At 59.1% G+C, this 17569-nt stretch carries 15 protein-coding genes; 11 read left to right on the forward strand and 4 right to left on the reverse strand.

The genetic code is table 11. The features are described 5' to 3' along the window. Nucleotides 1-383 precede the first annotated feature (383 nt). Nucleotides 384-1310, forward strand: coding sequence for a chemotaxis protein CheV (locus JOE29_RS08620; protein WP_003315817.1), 927 nt, complete (start codon nucleotides 384-386; stop codon nucleotides 1308-1310). Nucleotides 1311-1412: 102 nt separating this feature from the next. Beyond that, nucleotides 1413-2222 (forward strand): MOSC domain-containing protein, encoded by an 810-nt coding sequence (locus JOE29_RS08625; RefSeq protein WP_210079363.1) that lies wholly within the window; start codon nucleotides 1413-1415, stop codon nucleotides 2220-2222. Nucleotides 2223-2279: 57 nt separating this feature from the next. Here the strand turns inward: JOE29_RS08625 and JOE29_RS08630 are convergent, their stop codons facing one another. Continuing rightward, complete coding sequence (locus JOE29_RS08630; protein ID WP_210079373.1) at nucleotides 2280-4208, reverse strand: transglycosylase SLT domain-containing protein; 1929 nt, start codon at nucleotides 4206-4208, stop codon at nucleotides 2280-2282. Between the two features lie 204 nt (nucleotides 4209-4412). Between JOE29_RS08630 and JOE29_RS08635 the strand changes: the two genes are divergently transcribed. Continuing rightward, nucleotides 4413-6323 (forward strand): ATP-binding cassette domain-containing protein, encoded by a 1911-nt coding sequence (locus JOE29_RS08635; protein WP_003427133.1) that lies wholly within the window; start codon nucleotides 4413-4415, stop codon nucleotides 6321-6323. Between the two features lie 68 nt (nucleotides 6324-6391). On the opposite strand, the gene JOE29_RS08640 is transcribed toward JOE29_RS08635, so the two are convergent. Next, a complete protein-coding gene (locus tag JOE29_RS08640) occupies nucleotides 6392-6832 on the reverse strand; it encodes a universal stress protein (RefSeq protein WP_003391606.1) in 441 nt (146 codons plus the stop codon). Nucleotides 6833-6962: 130 nt separating this feature from the next. Here JOE29_RS08640 and JOE29_RS08645 point away from each other — a divergent pair, with 130 nt between their 5' ends. The 7 genes from JOE29_RS08645 to JOE29_RS08675 all read left to right on the forward strand — a co-directional run bounded on the left by JOE29_RS08645 (nucleotide 6963) and on the right by JOE29_RS08675 (nucleotide 15447). Then, nucleotides 6963-7400, forward strand: a complete 438-nt coding sequence (locus JOE29_RS08645) for a hypothetical protein (protein WP_003391608.1) — start codon at nucleotides 6963-6965, stop codon at nucleotides 7398-7400. A gap of 693 nt (nucleotides 7401-8093) precedes the next feature. Continuing rightward, nucleotides 8094-10259, forward strand: a complete 2166-nt coding sequence (gene fadB / locus JOE29_RS08650; RefSeq protein WP_004417184.1) for a fatty acid oxidation complex subunit alpha FadB — start codon at nucleotides 8094-8096, stop codon at nucleotides 10257-10259. Nucleotides 10260-10263: 4 nt separating this feature from the next. Next, complete coding sequence (gene fadA / locus JOE29_RS08655) at nucleotides 10264-11439, forward strand: acetyl-CoA C-acyltransferase FadA (protein WP_003370497.1); 1176 nt, start codon at nucleotides 10264-10266, stop codon at nucleotides 11437-11439. Nucleotides 11440-11541: 102 nt separating this feature from the next. Continuing rightward, a complete protein-coding gene (locus JOE29_RS08660) occupies nucleotides 11542-11778 on the forward strand; it encodes a DUF1653 domain-containing protein (RefSeq protein ID WP_003391619.1) in 237 nt (78 codons plus the stop codon). Nucleotides 11779-11891: 113 nt separating this feature from the next. Beyond that, nucleotides 11892-14504: a type I DNA topoisomerase gene (topA, locus tag JOE29_RS08665; RefSeq protein ID WP_016568498.1), complete on the forward strand. Its 2613-nt coding sequence runs from the start codon at nucleotides 11892-11894 to the stop codon at nucleotides 14502-14504. 123 nt (nucleotides 14505-14627) lie between these two features. Next, nucleotides 14628-15149 (forward strand): DUF6586 family protein, encoded by a 522-nt coding sequence (locus JOE29_RS08670; RefSeq protein WP_003348039.1) that lies wholly within the window; start codon nucleotides 14628-14630, stop codon nucleotides 15147-15149. 64 nt (nucleotides 15150-15213) lie between these two features. Beyond that, the gene (locus JOE29_RS08675; protein WP_003315798.1) at nucleotides 15214-15447 is read left to right on the forward strand and encodes a hypothetical protein; all 234 of its coding nucleotides are present in this window, start codon (nucleotides 15214-15216) and stop codon (nucleotides 15445-15447) included. 14 nt (nucleotides 15448-15461) lie between these two features. On the opposite strand, the gene sulA is transcribed toward JOE29_RS08675, so the two are convergent. Next, nucleotides 15462-15932: an SOS-induced cell division inhibitor SulA gene (sulA, locus tag JOE29_RS08680; RefSeq protein WP_003315797.1), complete on the reverse strand. Its 471-nt coding sequence runs from the start codon at nucleotides 15930-15932 to the stop codon at nucleotides 15462-15464. Nucleotides 15933-15941: 9 nt separating this feature from the next. Continuing rightward, a complete protein-coding gene (gene lexA, locus JOE29_RS08685; protein ID WP_003315796.1) occupies nucleotides 15942-16550 on the reverse strand; it encodes a transcriptional repressor LexA in 609 nt (202 codons plus the stop codon). 257 nt (nucleotides 16551-16807) lie between these two features. On the opposite strand from lexA, the gene psrA reads away from it, so the two are divergent. After that, nucleotides 16808-17524 carry a transcriptional regulator PsrA gene (gene psrA, locus JOE29_RS08690; RefSeq protein WP_003315795.1) on the forward strand — a complete coding sequence of 239 codons (717 nt, stop codon included), beginning with the start codon at nucleotides 16808-16810 and terminating at the stop codon, nucleotides 17522-17524. The last annotated feature ends 45 nt before the right edge of the window (nucleotides 17525-17569 follow it).

The raw sequence follows: 17569 nt of genomic DNA on the forward strand, positions 1-17569 counted from the left end.
TTCAAACAAAAGTATGTAGGGCGTTTCTGAATGTTGCCAGTGCCGATCGATTGCAAGGATTGGCGGGCTGACACGAATATGACGCCTTTCATAGAATGAGAATAGCGTCACGATAGTGGCAAATAGATGTCGATCATATCAGGTTATCCCTGATTGATATTTTTGCAGATATATGGTTATGACTTAGGGCGCAAAGAAGCACCGAGGCATTTTCGGTAGTGGTTTGTGGCTGCATTTACGGTCTTGAAAGCGACATCAGTAGAGCATGATGCTAAAGTGATATCAATGCTTGGGAGTCGCTGTTTATCGCCATTAAGGTCCGGCTGATTTCAGCCGATACAGGCTCAACAGAATCAACGTGACCATCGCTTCAGGAGCTAATAATGGCAGGCATTCTCGACACAGTAGATCAGCGCACACAACTGGTGGGCGAGAATCGCCTGGAAATCCTCATGTTTCGCCTTGCCGGTCGGCAGTTGTTTGCGATCAACGTGTTCAAGGTCCAGGAAGTATTGCAACTACCCAAACTGACCCTCATGCCGCAACGCCACTCGTTTGTGTGCGGCGTGGTCAACCTGCGCGGCCAGACCCTTCCGGTGATCGACCTCTCCCAGGCCATCGGCATGCGTCCGCTGGTCCCGGGCCCAGGCAGCACGATCATCGTCACCGAATACAACCGATCGGTTCAAGCCTTTCTGGTTGGCGGTGTCGACCGCATCGTCAACATGAACTGGGACGCAATCATGCCGCCGCCGGTCAGCGCCGGTCGTCAGCATTACCTGACCGCGATCAGCAAGGTCGATGATCAACTCGTAGAGATCATCGACGTTGAAAAAGTACTCGCCGAGATCGTCCCTTACAACGCCAAGGTGTCCCGCGAGAAGCTCGAAGACCCGGTGCTGGAAAACGCCCGTGGCCGCGAAGTGTTGCTGGTCGACGACTCCAAGGTTGCGCTGGCGCAGTTGCGCGACACGCTGTCTCAGTTGGGCCTCAAGCTGCACGTCGCCAGCGATGGTCTCAAGGCGCTGAACATGCTCAAAGCCTGGGCGGATGCAGGCGAGAACGTGCATGAGAAGCTGCTGATGGTGTTCACCGATGCGGAAATGCCGGAAATGGACGGCTACCGTCTGACCACCGAGATTCGTAACGATGCACGTCTGCGCGGTCTGTACATCGTCCTGCATACCTCGTTGTCCGGCAGCTTCAACGAATCGATGGTCAAGAAGGTCGGCTGTGACAACTTCCTTTCCAAGTTCCAGCCCGACAAGCTGGTCGAGGTCGTGCGCGAACGTCTTTTGATGATTGTCTGACGCCGCGCGCGATTCTTCATCGCGAGTGCCGCCGGCTCCGGCATCGGATAAGCTTTGCTGTCTGCAGCAAAGCTTATCCAGCCCTCAAAGGAATCGGCGCCCATGTTACGTCTTAGCTCGCTCTATCGTTTCTCGCTCAAATCCTGCAAGGCCGAGTCGATGCAGCGCGCATCGTTCGATGCGTTGGGGTTGGCGGGTGATCGACGCTGGATGCTGGTCGACGCCAGCAATGGCCGGTTCTTCACTCAGCGTGCGCTGCCGCACATGTCCCAACTGTCGGTATTGTGGAACGCCAGTGGCGGCGTGACGCTTTCGGCACCTGGCTTCGAACCCCTGGACGTAGCGGTTCCGCTGAATATCGACCTGAATCTGCGTGGCGTCACCGTCTGGCGTGACTCGCTGCAGGTGCCGGATGCGGGCGATGAGGCGGCCGAATGGGTCAGCCGGTTTATCGGCAAGCCCACGCGTATGGTCTATCTGCCGGCGGAGCGTGCACGCTGGATCCCTGGCGGCTATCAGACGGTCAACGATCGGGTGAGCTTTGCCGATGGTTTTCCACTGTTGCTGATCGGTCAGGGATCGCTCGATGACCTGTCAGCGCGCATGGGCAGGCCTCAGGAAATGCTGCGCTTCAGACCCAATCTGGTGATCGAAGGGGCCGAGGCCTTTGCCGAGGATGGCTGGAAGCGCATCCGCATCGGCGATATCGAATTCCAGCTGCTCACGCCTTGCGCGCGCTGCATCCTGACCACTGTCGACCCGGCAACCGGCGAGCGCAGTGCAGATCGCGAACCGTTCGCCACGCTCAAGACTTATCGGGAAGTGGAAGGCAACGTGCTGTTCGGCCAGAACGTGGCCAACGAGGGGTTGGGCGAGCTTGAAGTGGGCATGTCCGTCGAAGTGCTGGAGTAGGGGCGGGGACTGCCGTTGTCCGGCAGGAGTGCTGAGCGCAGCACTCCTGCCGACCGGTCACTGGTCGTCGAAAAACCGCTCGTGCCAGTCCACCAGAGGCTGGGGCGAGTTGAGCTTCTGGCCGTAGATCACCGAGTACGACAACACGTTTTGCACGTACTGACGGGTTTCATCGAACGGAATGCTCTCTACCCAGACATCGAAGGCCAGATGGTTGGCACCTTTAAGCCATTGGCGCACGCGCCCCGGGCCGGCGTTGTAGGCCGCTGAGGCGAGCACCCGGTTACCGTTGAACTGCGCATGCACCGAGCTCAGGTAGGCGGCACCCAGCTGGATATTGGTGTCCGGGTCCAGCACCTGCTGAGGCGAGGCCAGCGGGATGCTGTACTTGCGCGCGGTCTCCTTGGCAGTGGCAGGCATCAGTTGCATCAGCCCGCTGGCACCGACGCCCGAGCGAGCATCGTCCATGAAGGCGCTTTCCTGGCGCGTGATGGCGAACACCCAGCTCGAATGCAGGCCACGTACCTTGGCTTCGCGTACCAGCGTGTCGCGGTGTGCCATCGGGAAGCGAATATCCAGATCGTCCCAGTATTGCGCCTGGCTGATGGTACGGATTGCCGGGAAATACCATTGCATGTCATAGGCCAGCTTGGCCTGGGCAACCATCTCGTCACGATTGAACAGGCGGCTCACGTGATACCACTCGCGCCGACCGTTGACGATCTCGCCGCGATCGTGAAACTCCAGTGCGCGACGCACGCCCGGCGTGTTGCGTACCTTGTTGATCAGCGCCTGGCTCAGCACCAGGGGCTTGTTGTTGAGCTGGTACGGGCTCTGGGTGCGGTCGGCAGCCAGAAAACCGTAGAAGTCACGCTCCTTGGCGACGTCCTTGTACAGCGCGGCAATCAGCGGGCTGTTGGGTTGCGCCAGTTCCAGAGAGCGGGCTTCCCAGTAACGCCAGCGATTGGTCGCTGCCAGGTCCTTGGGCAGTCGGCGCGCGAGCTCATAGGCGTCTTCCCAGCGACCCAGACGCAGCAGCAGTCGCAGGCGCCATTCGGTCACGGTGTCGTCACGCAATTCAGGGTCGTATTTGGTCATGACCTCCAGCGCGCGGTCGTCATAACGACGTGCCAGGGTCAGGCCGATTTCCTTGGCAATCTCGACCTGCTCTTCGCGGGAGAAATGCATGGTCGCGGCGTAGCCATCGAGCATCGACAGGGCTTTCTGCGGGTCCTGCTTGGCGAGTCGGCGCAGGCCGAGACCGACCACGTCGGACATCGCTTCGTCTACCGGGGTAAATTGCGACGGGTTGTTGACCATCTCGGGTTTCTGCGCGACAGCCAGCAGCAGGCGTCCTTGCGGTGCCAGCGAGTTGAGGCTGTCCACCAGCGTGCTGGCCAGACTGTAATTGCGCGTCTGCGCCGCCAGCTTGGCGCGCTGCCAGCGCTTCTGTTCGGTCAACTGGCCGGCCGCCGCCCACTGGGCAAAGAAACCGTCACAGGCAGCAGGTAATGTCTTGCCGGTCATCCAGAGCTTTTCGGCACTGGCGAAACCTTCGGCGCGCTTGTTGCTGTTCAACTGATACTGCCCGTACAGGCAGTCCAGCTCGACGAATTTCATCTTCGGGTCGTAATACTTGACGAAGGTTTGCCAGTCGCCACGCTCGGCCAGCCAGCGCAACCAGCGCAGCTTCATCCAGTTGGATTGCGGCAGATCGCCGTGCTCGGCAAGAAACTTCTCGATTTCGGGATTGCTTGCCGTTTTCAGGCGCGCCGTCAGTTCGTCGTATTCGAGGTAAGGCTCCAGCGGATAGTCGGCCAGGGCCGTGGCGTACATCTGGTAGGGGCCGGAATCGCCCTTGGCCAGTGCGCGCTTGGCTTCGTCGTAATACTTGCGTTGTTGGTTGAGGTCTACCGCATGAGCAGTCTGGACGGCGGTGGCGGAGAGGAGCAGGCACGATAAAAAGCTGAACAAACGACTGCGCATGAGACTTCCGAGCAGATGAGTCGGTGAAAAGTATTGCTAGCTTAGCCTTTTGCCAGCTCTTGGTGAAAGCATTGCCGACGAGCTTGTCTCATATGGAAATAATTGGCGGTCATAAAGTCTTGTCGAGGCGCGCGGCGGTGCCATGAATGCCGACATCTGCCTGCTATCTCAGGTAGAATGCGCGCCCGGTTTTTGGAGAAGCTCATGACCCTGCTCAAATTCAGCGATGTGTCCCTTGCTTTCGGCGCCATGCCGTTATTGGACAAGGTGTCCTGGCAGATCGCCCGTGGCGAGCGGGTGTGCATCATCGGCCGTAACGGCACAGGCAAATCCAGCATGTTGAAGCTGGTAAAAGGCGTTCAGAAGCCTGATGACGGGGCTGTCTGGCGCGCGCCCGGCCTCAAGATCGGCGAATTGCCCCAGGAATTGCCGGTAGCCGACGGACGGACGGTGTTCGACGTGGTTGCCGAAGGTCTGGATGGCGTCGGTGCCTTGCTGGCCGAGTACCATCACTTGGCGCAGAACTGCGTCACCGAGGAAGACCTGAACAAGCTGATGCATGTTCAGCAGGACCTCGAAGCCCGTGATGGGTGGCGCCTGCAACAGTTGGTCGATAGCACTCTCAGCCGCTTGCAGCTGCCTGCCGACAAGACCCTGGCCGAATTGTCCGGTGGCTGGCGTCGCCGTGTTCTGCTGGCCCAGGCGCTGGTGTCCGAGCCGGACCTGCTGTTGCTCGACGAGCCGACCAACCACCTGGATATCGGCGCCATCGCCTGGCTTGAAGAAGCCCTCAAGGATTTCCAGGGTGCAGTGCTGTTTATCACGCACGACCGGGCATTCCTGCAAAACCTTGCGACCCGCATCCTTGAGCTGGACCGCGGCGGCCTGATCGACTGGGACGGTGACTACGCCAGTTTCCTGGTCCACAAGGAAGCCGCGCTGGCTGCCGAAGAGACCGCTAACGCACTGTTCGACAAGCGTCTGGCCCAGGAAGAGGTCTGGATCCGTCAGGGCATCAAGGCGCGTCGTACCCGTAACGAAGGTCGCGTGCGGGCGCTCAAGGAGCTGCGTGTAGAGCGCAGCGAGCGCCGTGAGCGTACCGGCAAGGCCAACATTCAGCTCGACACTGCCGAGAAATCCGGCAAGCAGGTCATGATCCTTGAGAACGTCAGCTTCGCTCATCCGGGCGGGCCGACCCTGATCAAGGACTTTTCCATGGTCCTGCAGCGCGAAGACCGTATCGGTCTGCTCGGTGCCAACGGTACCGGCAAGACCACGCTGCTCAAGCTGATGCTCGACAACCTGCAGCCGACTGCCGGCAAGGTTGAAGTCGGTACGCGTCTGGACGTGGCCTATTTCGACCAGTTGCGTCACCAGCTCGATCTGGAAAAGACCGTAATCGACAACGTTGCCGAGGGACGTGATTTCATCGACATCGACGGCCAGAGCCGTCATGTGCTGAGCTACCTCGGCGACTTCCTGTTCAGCCCGCAGCGTGCCCGCACGCCGGTCAAGGCGCTGTCCGGCGGTGAACGAGCCCGTCTGTTGCTGGCCAAGCTGTTCAGCAAGCCAGCCAACCTGCTGGTGCTCGACGAACCGACCAACGACCTGGACGTCGAAACCCTGGAGCTGCTCGAAGAGGTTCTGCTGACCTTCAAAGGCACCGTGCTGATGGTCAGTCACGACCGGGCATTTCTGGACAACGTCGTCACCAGTACTCTGGTGTTCGAAGGCGAGGGCAAGGTTCGCGAATACGTGGGTGGTTATCAGGACTGGCTGCGTCAGGGCGGTTCGCCGCGTCTGCTGGGCGTCGCCGACACCAAGTCGGGCAAGGCCGAGCTGGCCAGCGCTGTGGTGCAGGCCGCGCCGGTCGCCGCTCAGGACATGCCGGTGGCGAAGAAGAAGCTCAGCTACAAGCTTCAGCGCGAACTGGAGGCGCTGCCTGCGCAGATCGATGAAGTCGAAGGCAAGATGGCCGCGCTGAACGCGGAAATGGCCGAGCCGGGCTTCTATCAGCGCTCGGCGGAGCAGACTGCAGCCGTGCTGGCGCAGCTGGAAAACCTGCAGGCCGAGCTGGACAAGCTGCTGGAGCGTTGGGCCGAGCTGGACGAGTGATAGTCCGGCGCGTTCCTGACATGCAGAAAAGCCCGGGTTAACCGGGCTTTTCTCTGTGGCGGGTCAGCTTACTCGGGTTTCTTGAGGCTTACTGCCAGCACATCGCAGGGTGCGCCGTGCAGGACGTCGTTGGCGGTCGAGCCGAGCAGCAGGGCCAGGCCGTGACGGCCATGGCTGCCGACAACGATCAGGTCGCATTCTTCACTCTTGGCCAGCTTGTGGATTTCCTGGCGGGGCTGGCCGAACACCATGTGGCTTTTGCTGTTCTCCAGTTCCGGATACTTGTCCTCCAGCTTTGCTAGCTTCTGCCTGGCCTGATCGATCTGTTGCTGTTGCAACTGTGAAAGGTCCATCGGCACGTCGCCGCCGAACGCCATGGCGATCGGTTCGACGATGTGCACGACCGACAGTTTTGCCCCGCTGGCCTTGGCCAGCCCGCTGGCGCGACGTATGACCGGGTCACACTCATCGGTGAGGTCGATGGCAACCAGAATGTGTTTGTATGGCATGAGGGTGTCCTCCGGGAGAATTGCAATGATGGGAGTATGGCTCTTTCGTTCGCATCTGGGCAGACCCATGTGCAAGTCATTGTTTTCTAGAATGTTGTAAAGAGCCTGAAATCGGCTGGGGGCAAGAAATATGACGGTCTGGATAGTCCTGTCAATCATTGGTGTGATGTTGAGTCCACTGGTGTGGCTGCGTCCCTCGCGCCAGCAGAGCGGCAGGATGGCGTTGCGCATGCAGGCGCGGCGCCTGGGCATGGGCATGCAACTGACCCCGCAGGAGTGGCCGCACTGGCTAAGCAAGGAGCCGCCCAGCCCTTGCGCGCAGTACCATCGCCCGCGCCTGGGCTCACATGCAGATGCCTGGGTGTACTGGCAAAGCGAGCCGGGCGTGTGGCGCAACCGCTGGCGCGAGCCTTGCGAAGACGCGAAGCTGCTGCCTTACCTGCAAACATTGCCCGTGGATGCCTACAAGGTCGAGGCTGACGGGCAGCTGGTTGCTGTGTACTGGGCGGAGCGGGGCGAGGCAGAAGTGTTACAGCGTATTGATGCGCTGCTCAAGGCCCTGGCCTGACCCTGAATCGCAGGCATTAAAAAGCCCGATAACAACATCGGGCCGGGGTTGGCCAGGCAGGCCGATAATTCGTCGCGTGCCGACAGGCTTTCGCCGCCATGTCGGCTTTCGCTGTTGCGCACCCGCAAATCAGCTGCATTGCGAGCCTCTTGTGGCGCAGTGCTGCGACTCTAGACCTTTTGCTCCTTTTTGTCGCGATTCCTGCAAATATTTTTTGCGCGTGCCCTCGTACGGTGCGTTTCTGGCTAATTGTTCGCTGCGCCTATCGAATGTCACGCGGCATGGCTATCGTCATGCAGAAGCCCGCCAGGCCTGGTGTGGCGGCGTATTACCGCGTGCCCCATGCGGCAGCTGCAGGGCATTCGAATGGCCACTATCATTACTGCGAATGATGGAGGATCGTAGGTCTTCGTGGGCATTATGAAGCCTGCGCATGCTCCTGTTAATACGTGGATTTTCAGGTGTTTTGTCGAATTGACAATCGTGTGGTTATGCCTGATGGTGTGCGTACCCAAATCAAACGGGCGTATGAAATGAGCGTTTGGTCGTCAGAGAGCTCTGACAGAATCCCGACTACCACGTCGCGGCGGTAAGCGTGTGATTTGGCGTGTTCATCGACGGCGACGTCGTAGCCCCGTCGGACATTGAGGTCCGGCGGGTATTGTTCAGCTTCCATATTGTGGAGATCAGTTGATGATTTACGAAGGTAAAGCCATCACGGTTAAGGCTCTTGAAAGTGGCATCGTCGAATTGAATTTCGACCTCAAGGGTGAGTCCGTCAACAAGTTCAACCGTCTCACCCTCAATGAGTTCCGCCAGGCAGTCGATGCGGTCAAGGCCGACGCATCGATCAAGGGCGTGATTGTTACCAGTGGCAAAGATTCATTCATTGTCGGCGCCGATATCACCGAATTCGTCGACAACTTCAAGTTGCCGGAAGCTGAGCTGGTCGCCGGCAATCTGGAAGCGAACAGGATTTTCAGTGATTTCGAAGACCTGAACGTGCCGACTGTCGTGGCAATCAACGGTATCGCGTTGGGCGGCGGTCTGGAAATGTGCCTGGCCGCAGACTATCGAGTCATCGCCAGTAGCGCTCGCGTCGGTCTGCCCGAGGTCAAGCTGGGCCTGTACCCGGGTTTCGGCGGCACCGTGCGTCTGCCACGCATCATTGGTGCCGACAACGCAATCGAGTGGATTGCCTCGGGTAAGGAAAACGCTGCGGAAGACGCTCTCAAGGTCGGTGCCGTGGACGCAGTGGTAGCGCCCGACAAGCTGCAGGCCGCCGCCCTTGATTTGATCCAGCGCGCCATTTCCGGCGAGTTCGATTACAAGGCCAAGCGTCAGCCGAAGCTGGACAAGCTCAAGCTCAATGCCATCGAACAGATGATGGCATTCGAAACCGCCAAGGGCTTCGTCGCAGGTCAGGCCGGCCCGAACTATCCGGCCCCGGTCGAAGCCATCAAGACCATTCAGAAAGCCGCCAACTTCGGTCGTGACAAGGCACTGGAGATCGAAGCCGCCGGTTTCGTGAAAATGGCCAAGACTGCAGCCGCGCAGAGTCTGATCGGCCTGTTCCTGAACGATCAGGAACTGAAAAAGAAAGCCAAGGGCTACGACAAGATTGCCAAGGACGTGAAGCAGGCGGCCGTGCTGGGCGCCGGGATCATGGGCGGCGGCATTGCCTACCAGTCGGCAGTCAAAGGCACGCCGATCCTGATGAAGGATATCCGCGAAGAGGCCATTCAACTGGGTCTGAACGAAGCGTCCAAACTGCTTGGCGGTCGCCTGGAGAAAGGTCGTCTGACCGCAGCGAAGATGGCCGAAGCGCTTAACGCCATTCGTCCGACGCTGTCCTACGGCGATTTCGGCAATGTCGATCTGGTCGTCGAAGCAGTCGTCGAGAACCCCAAGGTCAAGCAGGCGGTACTGGCCGAAGTCGAAGCCAATGTGGGTGAAAACACCATTCTGGCGTCCAACACCTCGACCATCTCGATCAGCCTGCTGGCCCAGGCCCTCAAGCGCCCGGAAAACTTCGTCGGCATGCACTTCTTCAACCCTGTGCACATGATGCCGCTGGTGGAAGTGATCCGTGGCGAGAAATCTAGTGAAGAAGCGGTCGCCACGACCGTTGCCTACGCCAAGAAAATGGGCAAGAACCCGATCGTGGTCAACGACTGCCCGGGCTTTCTGGTCAACCGCGTGTTGTTCCCGTACTTCGGTGGTTTCGCCAGACTGGTCAGTGCGGGCGTGGATTTTGTGCGCATCGACAAGGTCATGGAGAAATTCGGCTGGCCGATGGGCCCTGCCTACCTGATGGACGTGGTCGGTATCGACACCGGCCACCACGGTCGTGATGTCATGGCCGAAGGTTTCCCTGATCGCATGAAAGATGATCGCCGCTCTGCGATCGACGCTCTGTACGACGCCAAGCGCCTCGGGCAGAAGAACGGCAAGGGTTTCTACGCGTACGAGACCGACAAGAAGGGCAAGCCCAAGAAGGTCAATGACCCGGCAGTGCTGGACGTGCTCAAGCCGATTGTCTACGAGCAGCGCGAAGTCAGCGATGAAGACATCGTCAACTGGATGATGATCCCGCTGTGCCTGGAAACGGTCCGCTGCCTGGAAGACGGTATTGTCGAAACCGCTGCCGAGGCTGACATGGGCCTGATCTACGGTATCGGTTTCCCTCCGTTCCGTGGCGGCGCGCTGCGCTACATCGATTCCATCGGTGTTGCCGAATTCGTTGCCCTGGCTGACCAATACGCCGAACTGGGTGCCCTGTATCAACCGACCACGAAGCTGCGTGAGATGGCCGCCAAAGGCCAGAGCTTCTTCGGTCAAGCGTCTTCCGAGGAATGAACCAATGAGCCTTAATCCAAGAGACGTCGTGATTGTTGACTTCGGTCGCACCCCGATGGGCCGCTCCAAGGGCGGCATGCACCGCAATACCCGCGCCGAAGATATGTCCGCGCACCTGATCAGCAAGTTGCTCGAGCGCAACAACAAGGTCGACCCGGCTGAAGTCGAGGACGTGATCTGGGGCTGCGTCAACCAGACCCTGGAGCAGGGCTGGAACATCGCGCGCATGGCGTCATTGCTGACCCAGATCCCGCACACCTCGGCCGCCCAGACGGTAAGCCGTCTTTGTGGTTCGTCCATGAGCGCGCTGCACACGGCTGCTCAGGCAATCATGACCAACAACGGTGATGTGTTCGTCATCGGCGGTGTCGAGCACATGGGCCATGTCAGCATGATGCACGGCGTTGACCCGAACCCGCATATGTCCCTGCACGCTGCCAAGGCCTCCGGCATGATGGGCCTGACCGCCGAAATGCTCGGAAAAATGCACGGCATCACCCGCGAGCAGCAGGACGCTTTCGGTCTGCGTTCCCACCAGCTGGCGCACAAGGCGACGCTGGAAGGCAAGTTCAAGGACGAGATCATCCCGATGCAGGGTTACGACGAGAACGGATTCCTCAAGGTCTTCGACTACGATGAAACCATCCGGCCGGACACGACCCTGGAAAGTCTGGCGGCACTCAAGCCTGCCTTCAATCCAAAAGGTGGCACCGTGACTGCCGGTACGTCCTCGCAGATCACTGACGGTGCATCGTGCATGATCGTCATGTCGGCCCAGCGTGCCCAGGACCTCGGTATCCAGCCGATGGCGGTGATACGCTCCATGGCGGTGGCCGGTGTCGACCCCGCAATCATGGGCTATGGTCCGGTTCCGGCCACCCAGAAAGCGCTCAAGCGCGCCGGCCTGAGTATTGCCGATATCGACTTCTTCGAACTCAACGAAGCCTTCGCTGCACAGGCCTTGCCGGTGTTGAAAGATTTGAAAGTGCTCGACAAGATGAACGAGAAGGTTAACCTGCACGGCGGCGCCATCGCTCTGGGGCATCCTTTCGGGTGTTCCGGTGCACGCATCTCCGGCACTCTGCTCAACGTCATGAAGCAGAATGGCGGCACCTTTGGTGTATCGACCATGTGTATTGGTCTGGGTCAGGGCATCGCGACCGTTTTCGAACGCGTCTGATTCCCGAGTGTGATGCGAGCCGGGGCTTGGTGCCCCGGCTTTTGTTTTTTGAAAAAATGGTTTCAGGCAAATTTTTTGGACGTGTTACAAGGGGACCGCAACATGCAGCTGCAACCAGGGCTCTATCGCCATTACAAGGGCCCGCACTACCGGGTTTTCAGCGTTGCAAAACATTCCGAAACCGAAGAGGAAGTCGTGTTTTATCAGGCTTTGTACGGCGATTTCGGCATGTGGGTACGTCCCTTGAACATGTTTCTGGAGTCGGTCGAGGTTGACGGCGAGCACGTCCCGCGCTTTGCTCTGGTTGAGGCTGAACCCAGCCTGTTTTCCCGAACGTGAGAGGCGATTGCACAACAGGCTGTGCTTGACCTCACCTTGTAGCCACTATATATAGCGTGGCCTTTACAAGCTCCTCACTGTCTTTCATCTAGTATTCAGGAATTTTCTGATCCATGGGCAAATCGCTGGTCATCGTGGAATCCCCGGCTAAGGCCAAGACCATCAACAAGTATTTGGGCAACCAGTACGTGGTGAAGTCGAGTATCGGCCATATCCGAGACCTGCCCACCAGCGGTTCGGCGAGTGCCGCCAAAGATCCTGCCGCCAAGCGTGGCAAGGCTGCCGCGGGCGAAGGCCCGGTACTGACGCCGAAAGAAAAGGCGCAACGCCAGCTGGTCTCGCGCATGGGAGTCGACCCGGAACACGGCTGGAAAGCCAAGTACGAGATCCTCCCCGGCAAGGAAAAGGTCATTGAAGAGCTGCGCAAGCTCGCCAAGGATGCCGACATCATCTATCTCGCGACGGACTTGGACCGCGAAGGGGAAGCCATTGCCTGGCACCTGCGCGAAGCCATCGGGGGTGATGACAGCCGCTACAAGCGCGTGGTGTTCAACGAAATCACCAAGAAAGCCATTCAGGAAGCGTTTTCCAAGCCAGGCGAACTGGATATTGCCCGGGTTAACGCCCAGCAGGCGCGTCGCTTCCTCGACCGCGTCGTCGGCTACATGGTCTCGCCGCTGCTCTGGCAGAAAGTTGCCCGTGGCTTGTCTGCCGGACGTGTGCAGTCGGTCGCAGTAAAACTGGTAGTCGAGCGCGAACGTGAAATCCGTGCGTTCAACCCTGAGGAATACTGGGAGATCCACGCCGATCTGGGCACCGCCAAGGGCGCCAATGTGCGTTTCGAAGTGGCGCGTGAAAATGGCGAAGCGTTCAAGCCGCTGAATGAAAGCCAGGCCATGGCCGCCCTTGAAAAGCTCAAGGCGTCCAGCTACAGCATCGTCAAGCGTGAAGACAAGCCGACCAGCAGCAAGCCGTCGGCGCCATTCATCACCTCGACCCTGCAGCAGGCGGCGAGCAATCGTCTGGGCTACGGCGTGAAGAAGACCATGATGATGGCTCAGCGCTTGTACGAAGCGGGCTACATCACTTACATGCGTACCGACTCGACCAACCTGTCGGCTGATGCCGTCAGCATGGCGCGCGACTACATCGAAACCGAATTCGGCAAGAAGTACCTGCCGGAGTCGCCCAACGTCTACAGCAGCAAGGAAGGCGCGCAAGAAGCTCACGAAGCGATTCGTCCTTCCGACGTCAACACTCACCCGAGCAAACTGACCGGGATGGAGCGTGACGCCGAGCGTCTTTACGAGTTGATCTGGCGTCAGTTCGTGGCCTGCCAGATGCTGCCTGCGCAATACCTGTCGACCACCGTTACGGTCGCCGCGAGCGATTTCGAGTTGCGCGCCAAGGGCCGAATCCTCAAGTTCGACGGTTACACCCGTGCGCTGCCGCAGATGGCCAAGCCGGGCGATGACGACGTTCTGCCGGACATGGCCCAGGGCGAAACCCTGAAACTGAACAAGCTCGACCCAAGCCAGCACTTCACCAAGCCGCCTGCGCGTTACTCGGAAGCGAGCCTGGTCAAGGAAATGGAAAAGCGTGGCATCGGTCGCCCGTCGACCTACGCAGCGATCATCTCGACCATCCAGGACCGTGGCTACGTGGCGTTGCATAACCGCCGCTTCTACTCGGAAAAGATGGGCGACATCGTCACTGGACGTCTGTCCGAAAGCTTTTCCAACCTGATGGACTATGGCTTTACCGCCGGGATGGAAGAAAATCTCGACGACGTGGCTCAGGGTGAGCGCGACTGGAAGAACGTGCTGGACGAGTTCTACGGCGATTTCCGTAAAAAGCTTGAGGTGGCCGAGGCCGCTGATGGCGGTATGCGTGCCAACCAGCCAGTGATGACCGATATCCCGTGCAAGGTGTGCGGCCGTCCAATGCAGATCCGTACGGCCTCGACGGGCGTTTTCCTGGGTTGCTCCGGCTACAGCCTGCCACCCAAGGAACGCTGCAAGGCGACCGTCAATCTGACTCCCGGCGACGAAATTGCCGACGATGATGAGGGTGAGTCCGAGTCGCGTGTTCTGCGCGGCAAGCATCGTTGCCCGATCTGCAGCACGGCGATGGACGCCTACCTGCTGGACGAGAAGCACAAGCTGCATATTTGCGGCAACAACCCCGATTGCACCGGTTACGAGATCGAGGAAGGCACTTATCGCATCAAAGGCTATGAAGGTCCGAGCCTGGAGTGTGACAAGTGTGGCAGCGAGATGCAGCTCAAGACCGGCCGTTTCGGCAAGTTCTTTGGCTGCACCAACCCGGACTGCAAGAACACCCGCAAACTGCTGAAAAGCGGTGACGCGGCGCCGCCGAAGATGGACCCGGTGAAAATGCCGGAGCTCAAGTGCGACAAGGTTGACGATACGTATATCCTGCGTGATGGGGCTTCGGGCCTGTTCCTGGCCGCCAGCCAGTTTCCGAAGAATCGCGAAACCCGCGCACCGCTGGTCATCGAAATCGCCCCGCACAAGGACGAAATCGATCCCAAGTATCACTTCCTTTGCGAAGCGCCGAAGAAGGATCCGGACGGTCGTCCAGCAGTGATCCGCTACAGCCGCAAGACCAAAGAGCAATACGTCCAGACCGAAGTAGAAGGCAAGCCTACCGGCTGGCGTGCGTTCTATGACGGCAGCGCCTGGAAGGTTGAAGACAAGCGTTGATCGCAAGCGCCCGGCTCAAGTGAGCCGGGCGCTGTTTTCGATAGGCATCCGCCTGTTTCGCCGGACGGCCCAAGTGCCGCAGGCTATGCTGTTCTCTATCCTATCGTTATGGAGAGTGTCGCCATGGCTCATGAGCTCTATACCCGTACCAACCAGAAAATCTATTTCGCAGGGCTCTCGCTCGAAGCGTTGGGGAGGGCGGAGAAGGGGCAGGCGGTGAACTCTCCTGCGTTGCTGCAGGCAGAACGCGAGTCCGCGCTGTTTCATCTGTATGGTGCGCTGCTGGGCCTGTGTCATGAGATCGCAGGTTACTACCGTCTGCCGCAAGCCAGTGCGCGACGTGCGGAAGAGTTGTTGACGCAAGAGGTGCTGAACGCCATCGCCATTCCCGAAATGGCCGAGCTGGTAGAGCTCGCCCAGAATCGCCAGACATGGCTTGCGCAACTGCTGGCAGCCTATAACGCGTTGTATGAGCCACCGCGAGCGCCGAAAAAGCTCAAGGGTGATGTCACGCAGCCGATGATACAGGCAGTGAACCTGGACGCAGAGCCGGAGTCTGAACTCTCACGTGAAGAGCTCGAAAATTGGCGCCAACAGCTTAAAGGGTTGGCCATCCGTTTTCGTGAAGGCCTGAGCGAGTGCTGAAAACCAATGAAGTAAGGGCTGGCAGGCTGTTACAATGCCGGCTTATCGCGGAGTAACTGTACCAATGCCTACCTCTTTCCTGGAAATTGTCGAACTACCTGACGGACGTATCGAGCTGCGTCGTGCCGATGACGAGGGTTCTCTGGTAACGCTTGATTTCTCTGCGGATGCCAAAGCTTTCATGCAGGGTCAGCATGTCGAAGTCGCCAAAGCCATGTTGAGTGTGGGTGTGCAGATGGCTGGCCGCTTGGCGGAAGGCGAAATCGAAAAGGATGATGTGCCTCACGTTCTGCATTGATCGACGACTGGGCCTTAGCCCAGCCGGATGTTCAGGCTCTGTGCTTCCCCGATTTTTGCTGCACTGATCAGTTGCTGACGCGCTATGGCGCCTAGCGGGTTGATCCAGCTCACCACCGTATGACTACGCCCCAGTCGAAGTGCTTCGCGAGTCAACTCCAGTACGCTTTGCGTGCCGCGTGGCTGCAGAAGAAGAATCCGCTCCCTGTTCAGCCCGGCATCGCGCAGCCATGTCTGCGTCAGGCTGGATGGCGGTGCGATAAGTGTCAGCCAGCGCGCATCCAGCTCCTCACTCAGTTCCCGAAGAATAGGGGCCAGAAGGTTGAGGCAGTTCCCGGCAGCGCCGCGCAATGACAGTTCACTGAAGGGCTCTGGTTCATCGCCCCACGGCGTTTCGACTGCATCTGTGAGCAGCGGGGCGATGGGCTGAGCCAGAAACGCCTCGAACAGCGGCAATTGCGAATGCGGTGCTTGATGGAACTGCATAACGTCTCCTTAGCGGCGAATGACGCCGACGCTCAAACCTTCGATCACCAGTTCCTGATCCTTGAGATCGACCTCGATGGGTGCGAAGTCAGGGTTCTCCGCCAGCAGCCAGACCTTGCTGCCTTCACGCTTGAAACGCTTGACGGTCACTTCATCGCCAATCCGGGCAACCACGATCTGGCCGTTGCGGGCCTCGCGTGTGGTGTGCACGGCGAGCAGGTCGCCATCCAGAATGCCGACGTCCTTCATACTCATGCCGTGAACGCGCAACAGGTAGTTGGCGCTGGGGTGGAAGAAGGAAGGGTTGATGTTGCAGGACTCTTCAATGTGTTGCTGAGCCAGGATCGGTGCACCTGCTGCAACGCGGCCGATGACTGGCAGGCTGCTGTCATCCGGCCGCGCTTCGAAGCCGGGGATGCGAATGCCGCGTGAAGCACCGGGAGTCATTTCGATGGCGCCTTTGCGGGCCAGGGCCTTGAGGTGCTCTTCCGCCGCGTTGGGCGATTTAAAGCCCAGCTCCTGAGCGATTTCCGCACGTGTCGGCGGGAACCCGTTGTCTTCCAGGCAGCGTTTGATGAAACCCAGGATTTCAGCCTGGCGTGGCGTCAGTTTGATCATGAGGGGCGCTCTGGCTTTTTATACAGTGACTGGGATTATATACAGTGAAGGCGCGTTGGCAATCATCCATTTCATTTTCGCTGCCGAGCGGTGGCCCTACTCATGCAGCGCCTCCCGTCAAAAACCTCGGCAATACCTGAGTTTTGTCATTTAACATCCATTACCGTGACTGTTCGGCCACAAAGTGAACGCGCCGACTTGACAACCGAGGCGTTTGATACGTATGTTTCAAACGTTCGTTTGTTAGGCAGAGAGCCATGGCCCAGTCGGAAACCGTTGAACGCATTCTTGATGCTGCAGAGCAGTTGTTTGCAGAGAAAGGCTTTGCCGAAACGTCATTGCGTCTTATCACCAGCAAGGCGTCGGTCAATCTGGCTGCAGTGAATTATCACTTCGGCTCGAAGAAGGCGTTGATTCAGGCCGTGTTCTCGCGTTTTCTGGGACCGTTCTGCATCAGTCTCGATCGCGAGCTGGAACGTCGCCAGGCAAAACCCGAACACAAGCCAAGCCTTGAGGAACTGCTGGAGATTCTCGTCGAGCAGGCGCTTGTGGTGCAGCCGCGCAGCGGTAACGACCTGTCGATCTTCATGCGCCTGCTGGGGCTTGCCTTCAGTCAGAGCCAGGGCCACCTGCGCCGCTACCTCGAAGACATGTACGGCAAGGTGTTCCGTCGCTACATGACGCTGGTCAACGAAGCCGCGCCGCGCATTCCACCCATCGAGCTGTTCTGGCGCGTGCACTTCATGCTCGGCGCTGCGGCGTTCAGCATGTCCGGTATCAAGGCCCTGCGCGCCATTGCCGAGACCGATTTCGGCGTCAATACCTCCATTGAGCAGGTCATGCGCCTGATGGTGCCGTTTCTGGCCGCCGGCATGCGCGCCGACACCGGGGTCAGCGACCCTGCGATGATCGCCGCCCAGCTCAGGCCGCGGACCAAGAGCAGCACCAGCGCGCCTGCGGTCGCCAAGGCCTGAAGCCTCTGCCCTGAGTCACGCTGTACCGGCGTGTCGGATTGCGTC

It is taken from the genome of Pseudomonas sp. PvP009 (assembly GCF_017832995.1).
Lineage (GTDB): Bacteria > Pseudomonadota > Gammaproteobacteria > Pseudomonadales > Pseudomonadaceae > Aquipseudomonas > Aquipseudomonas syringae.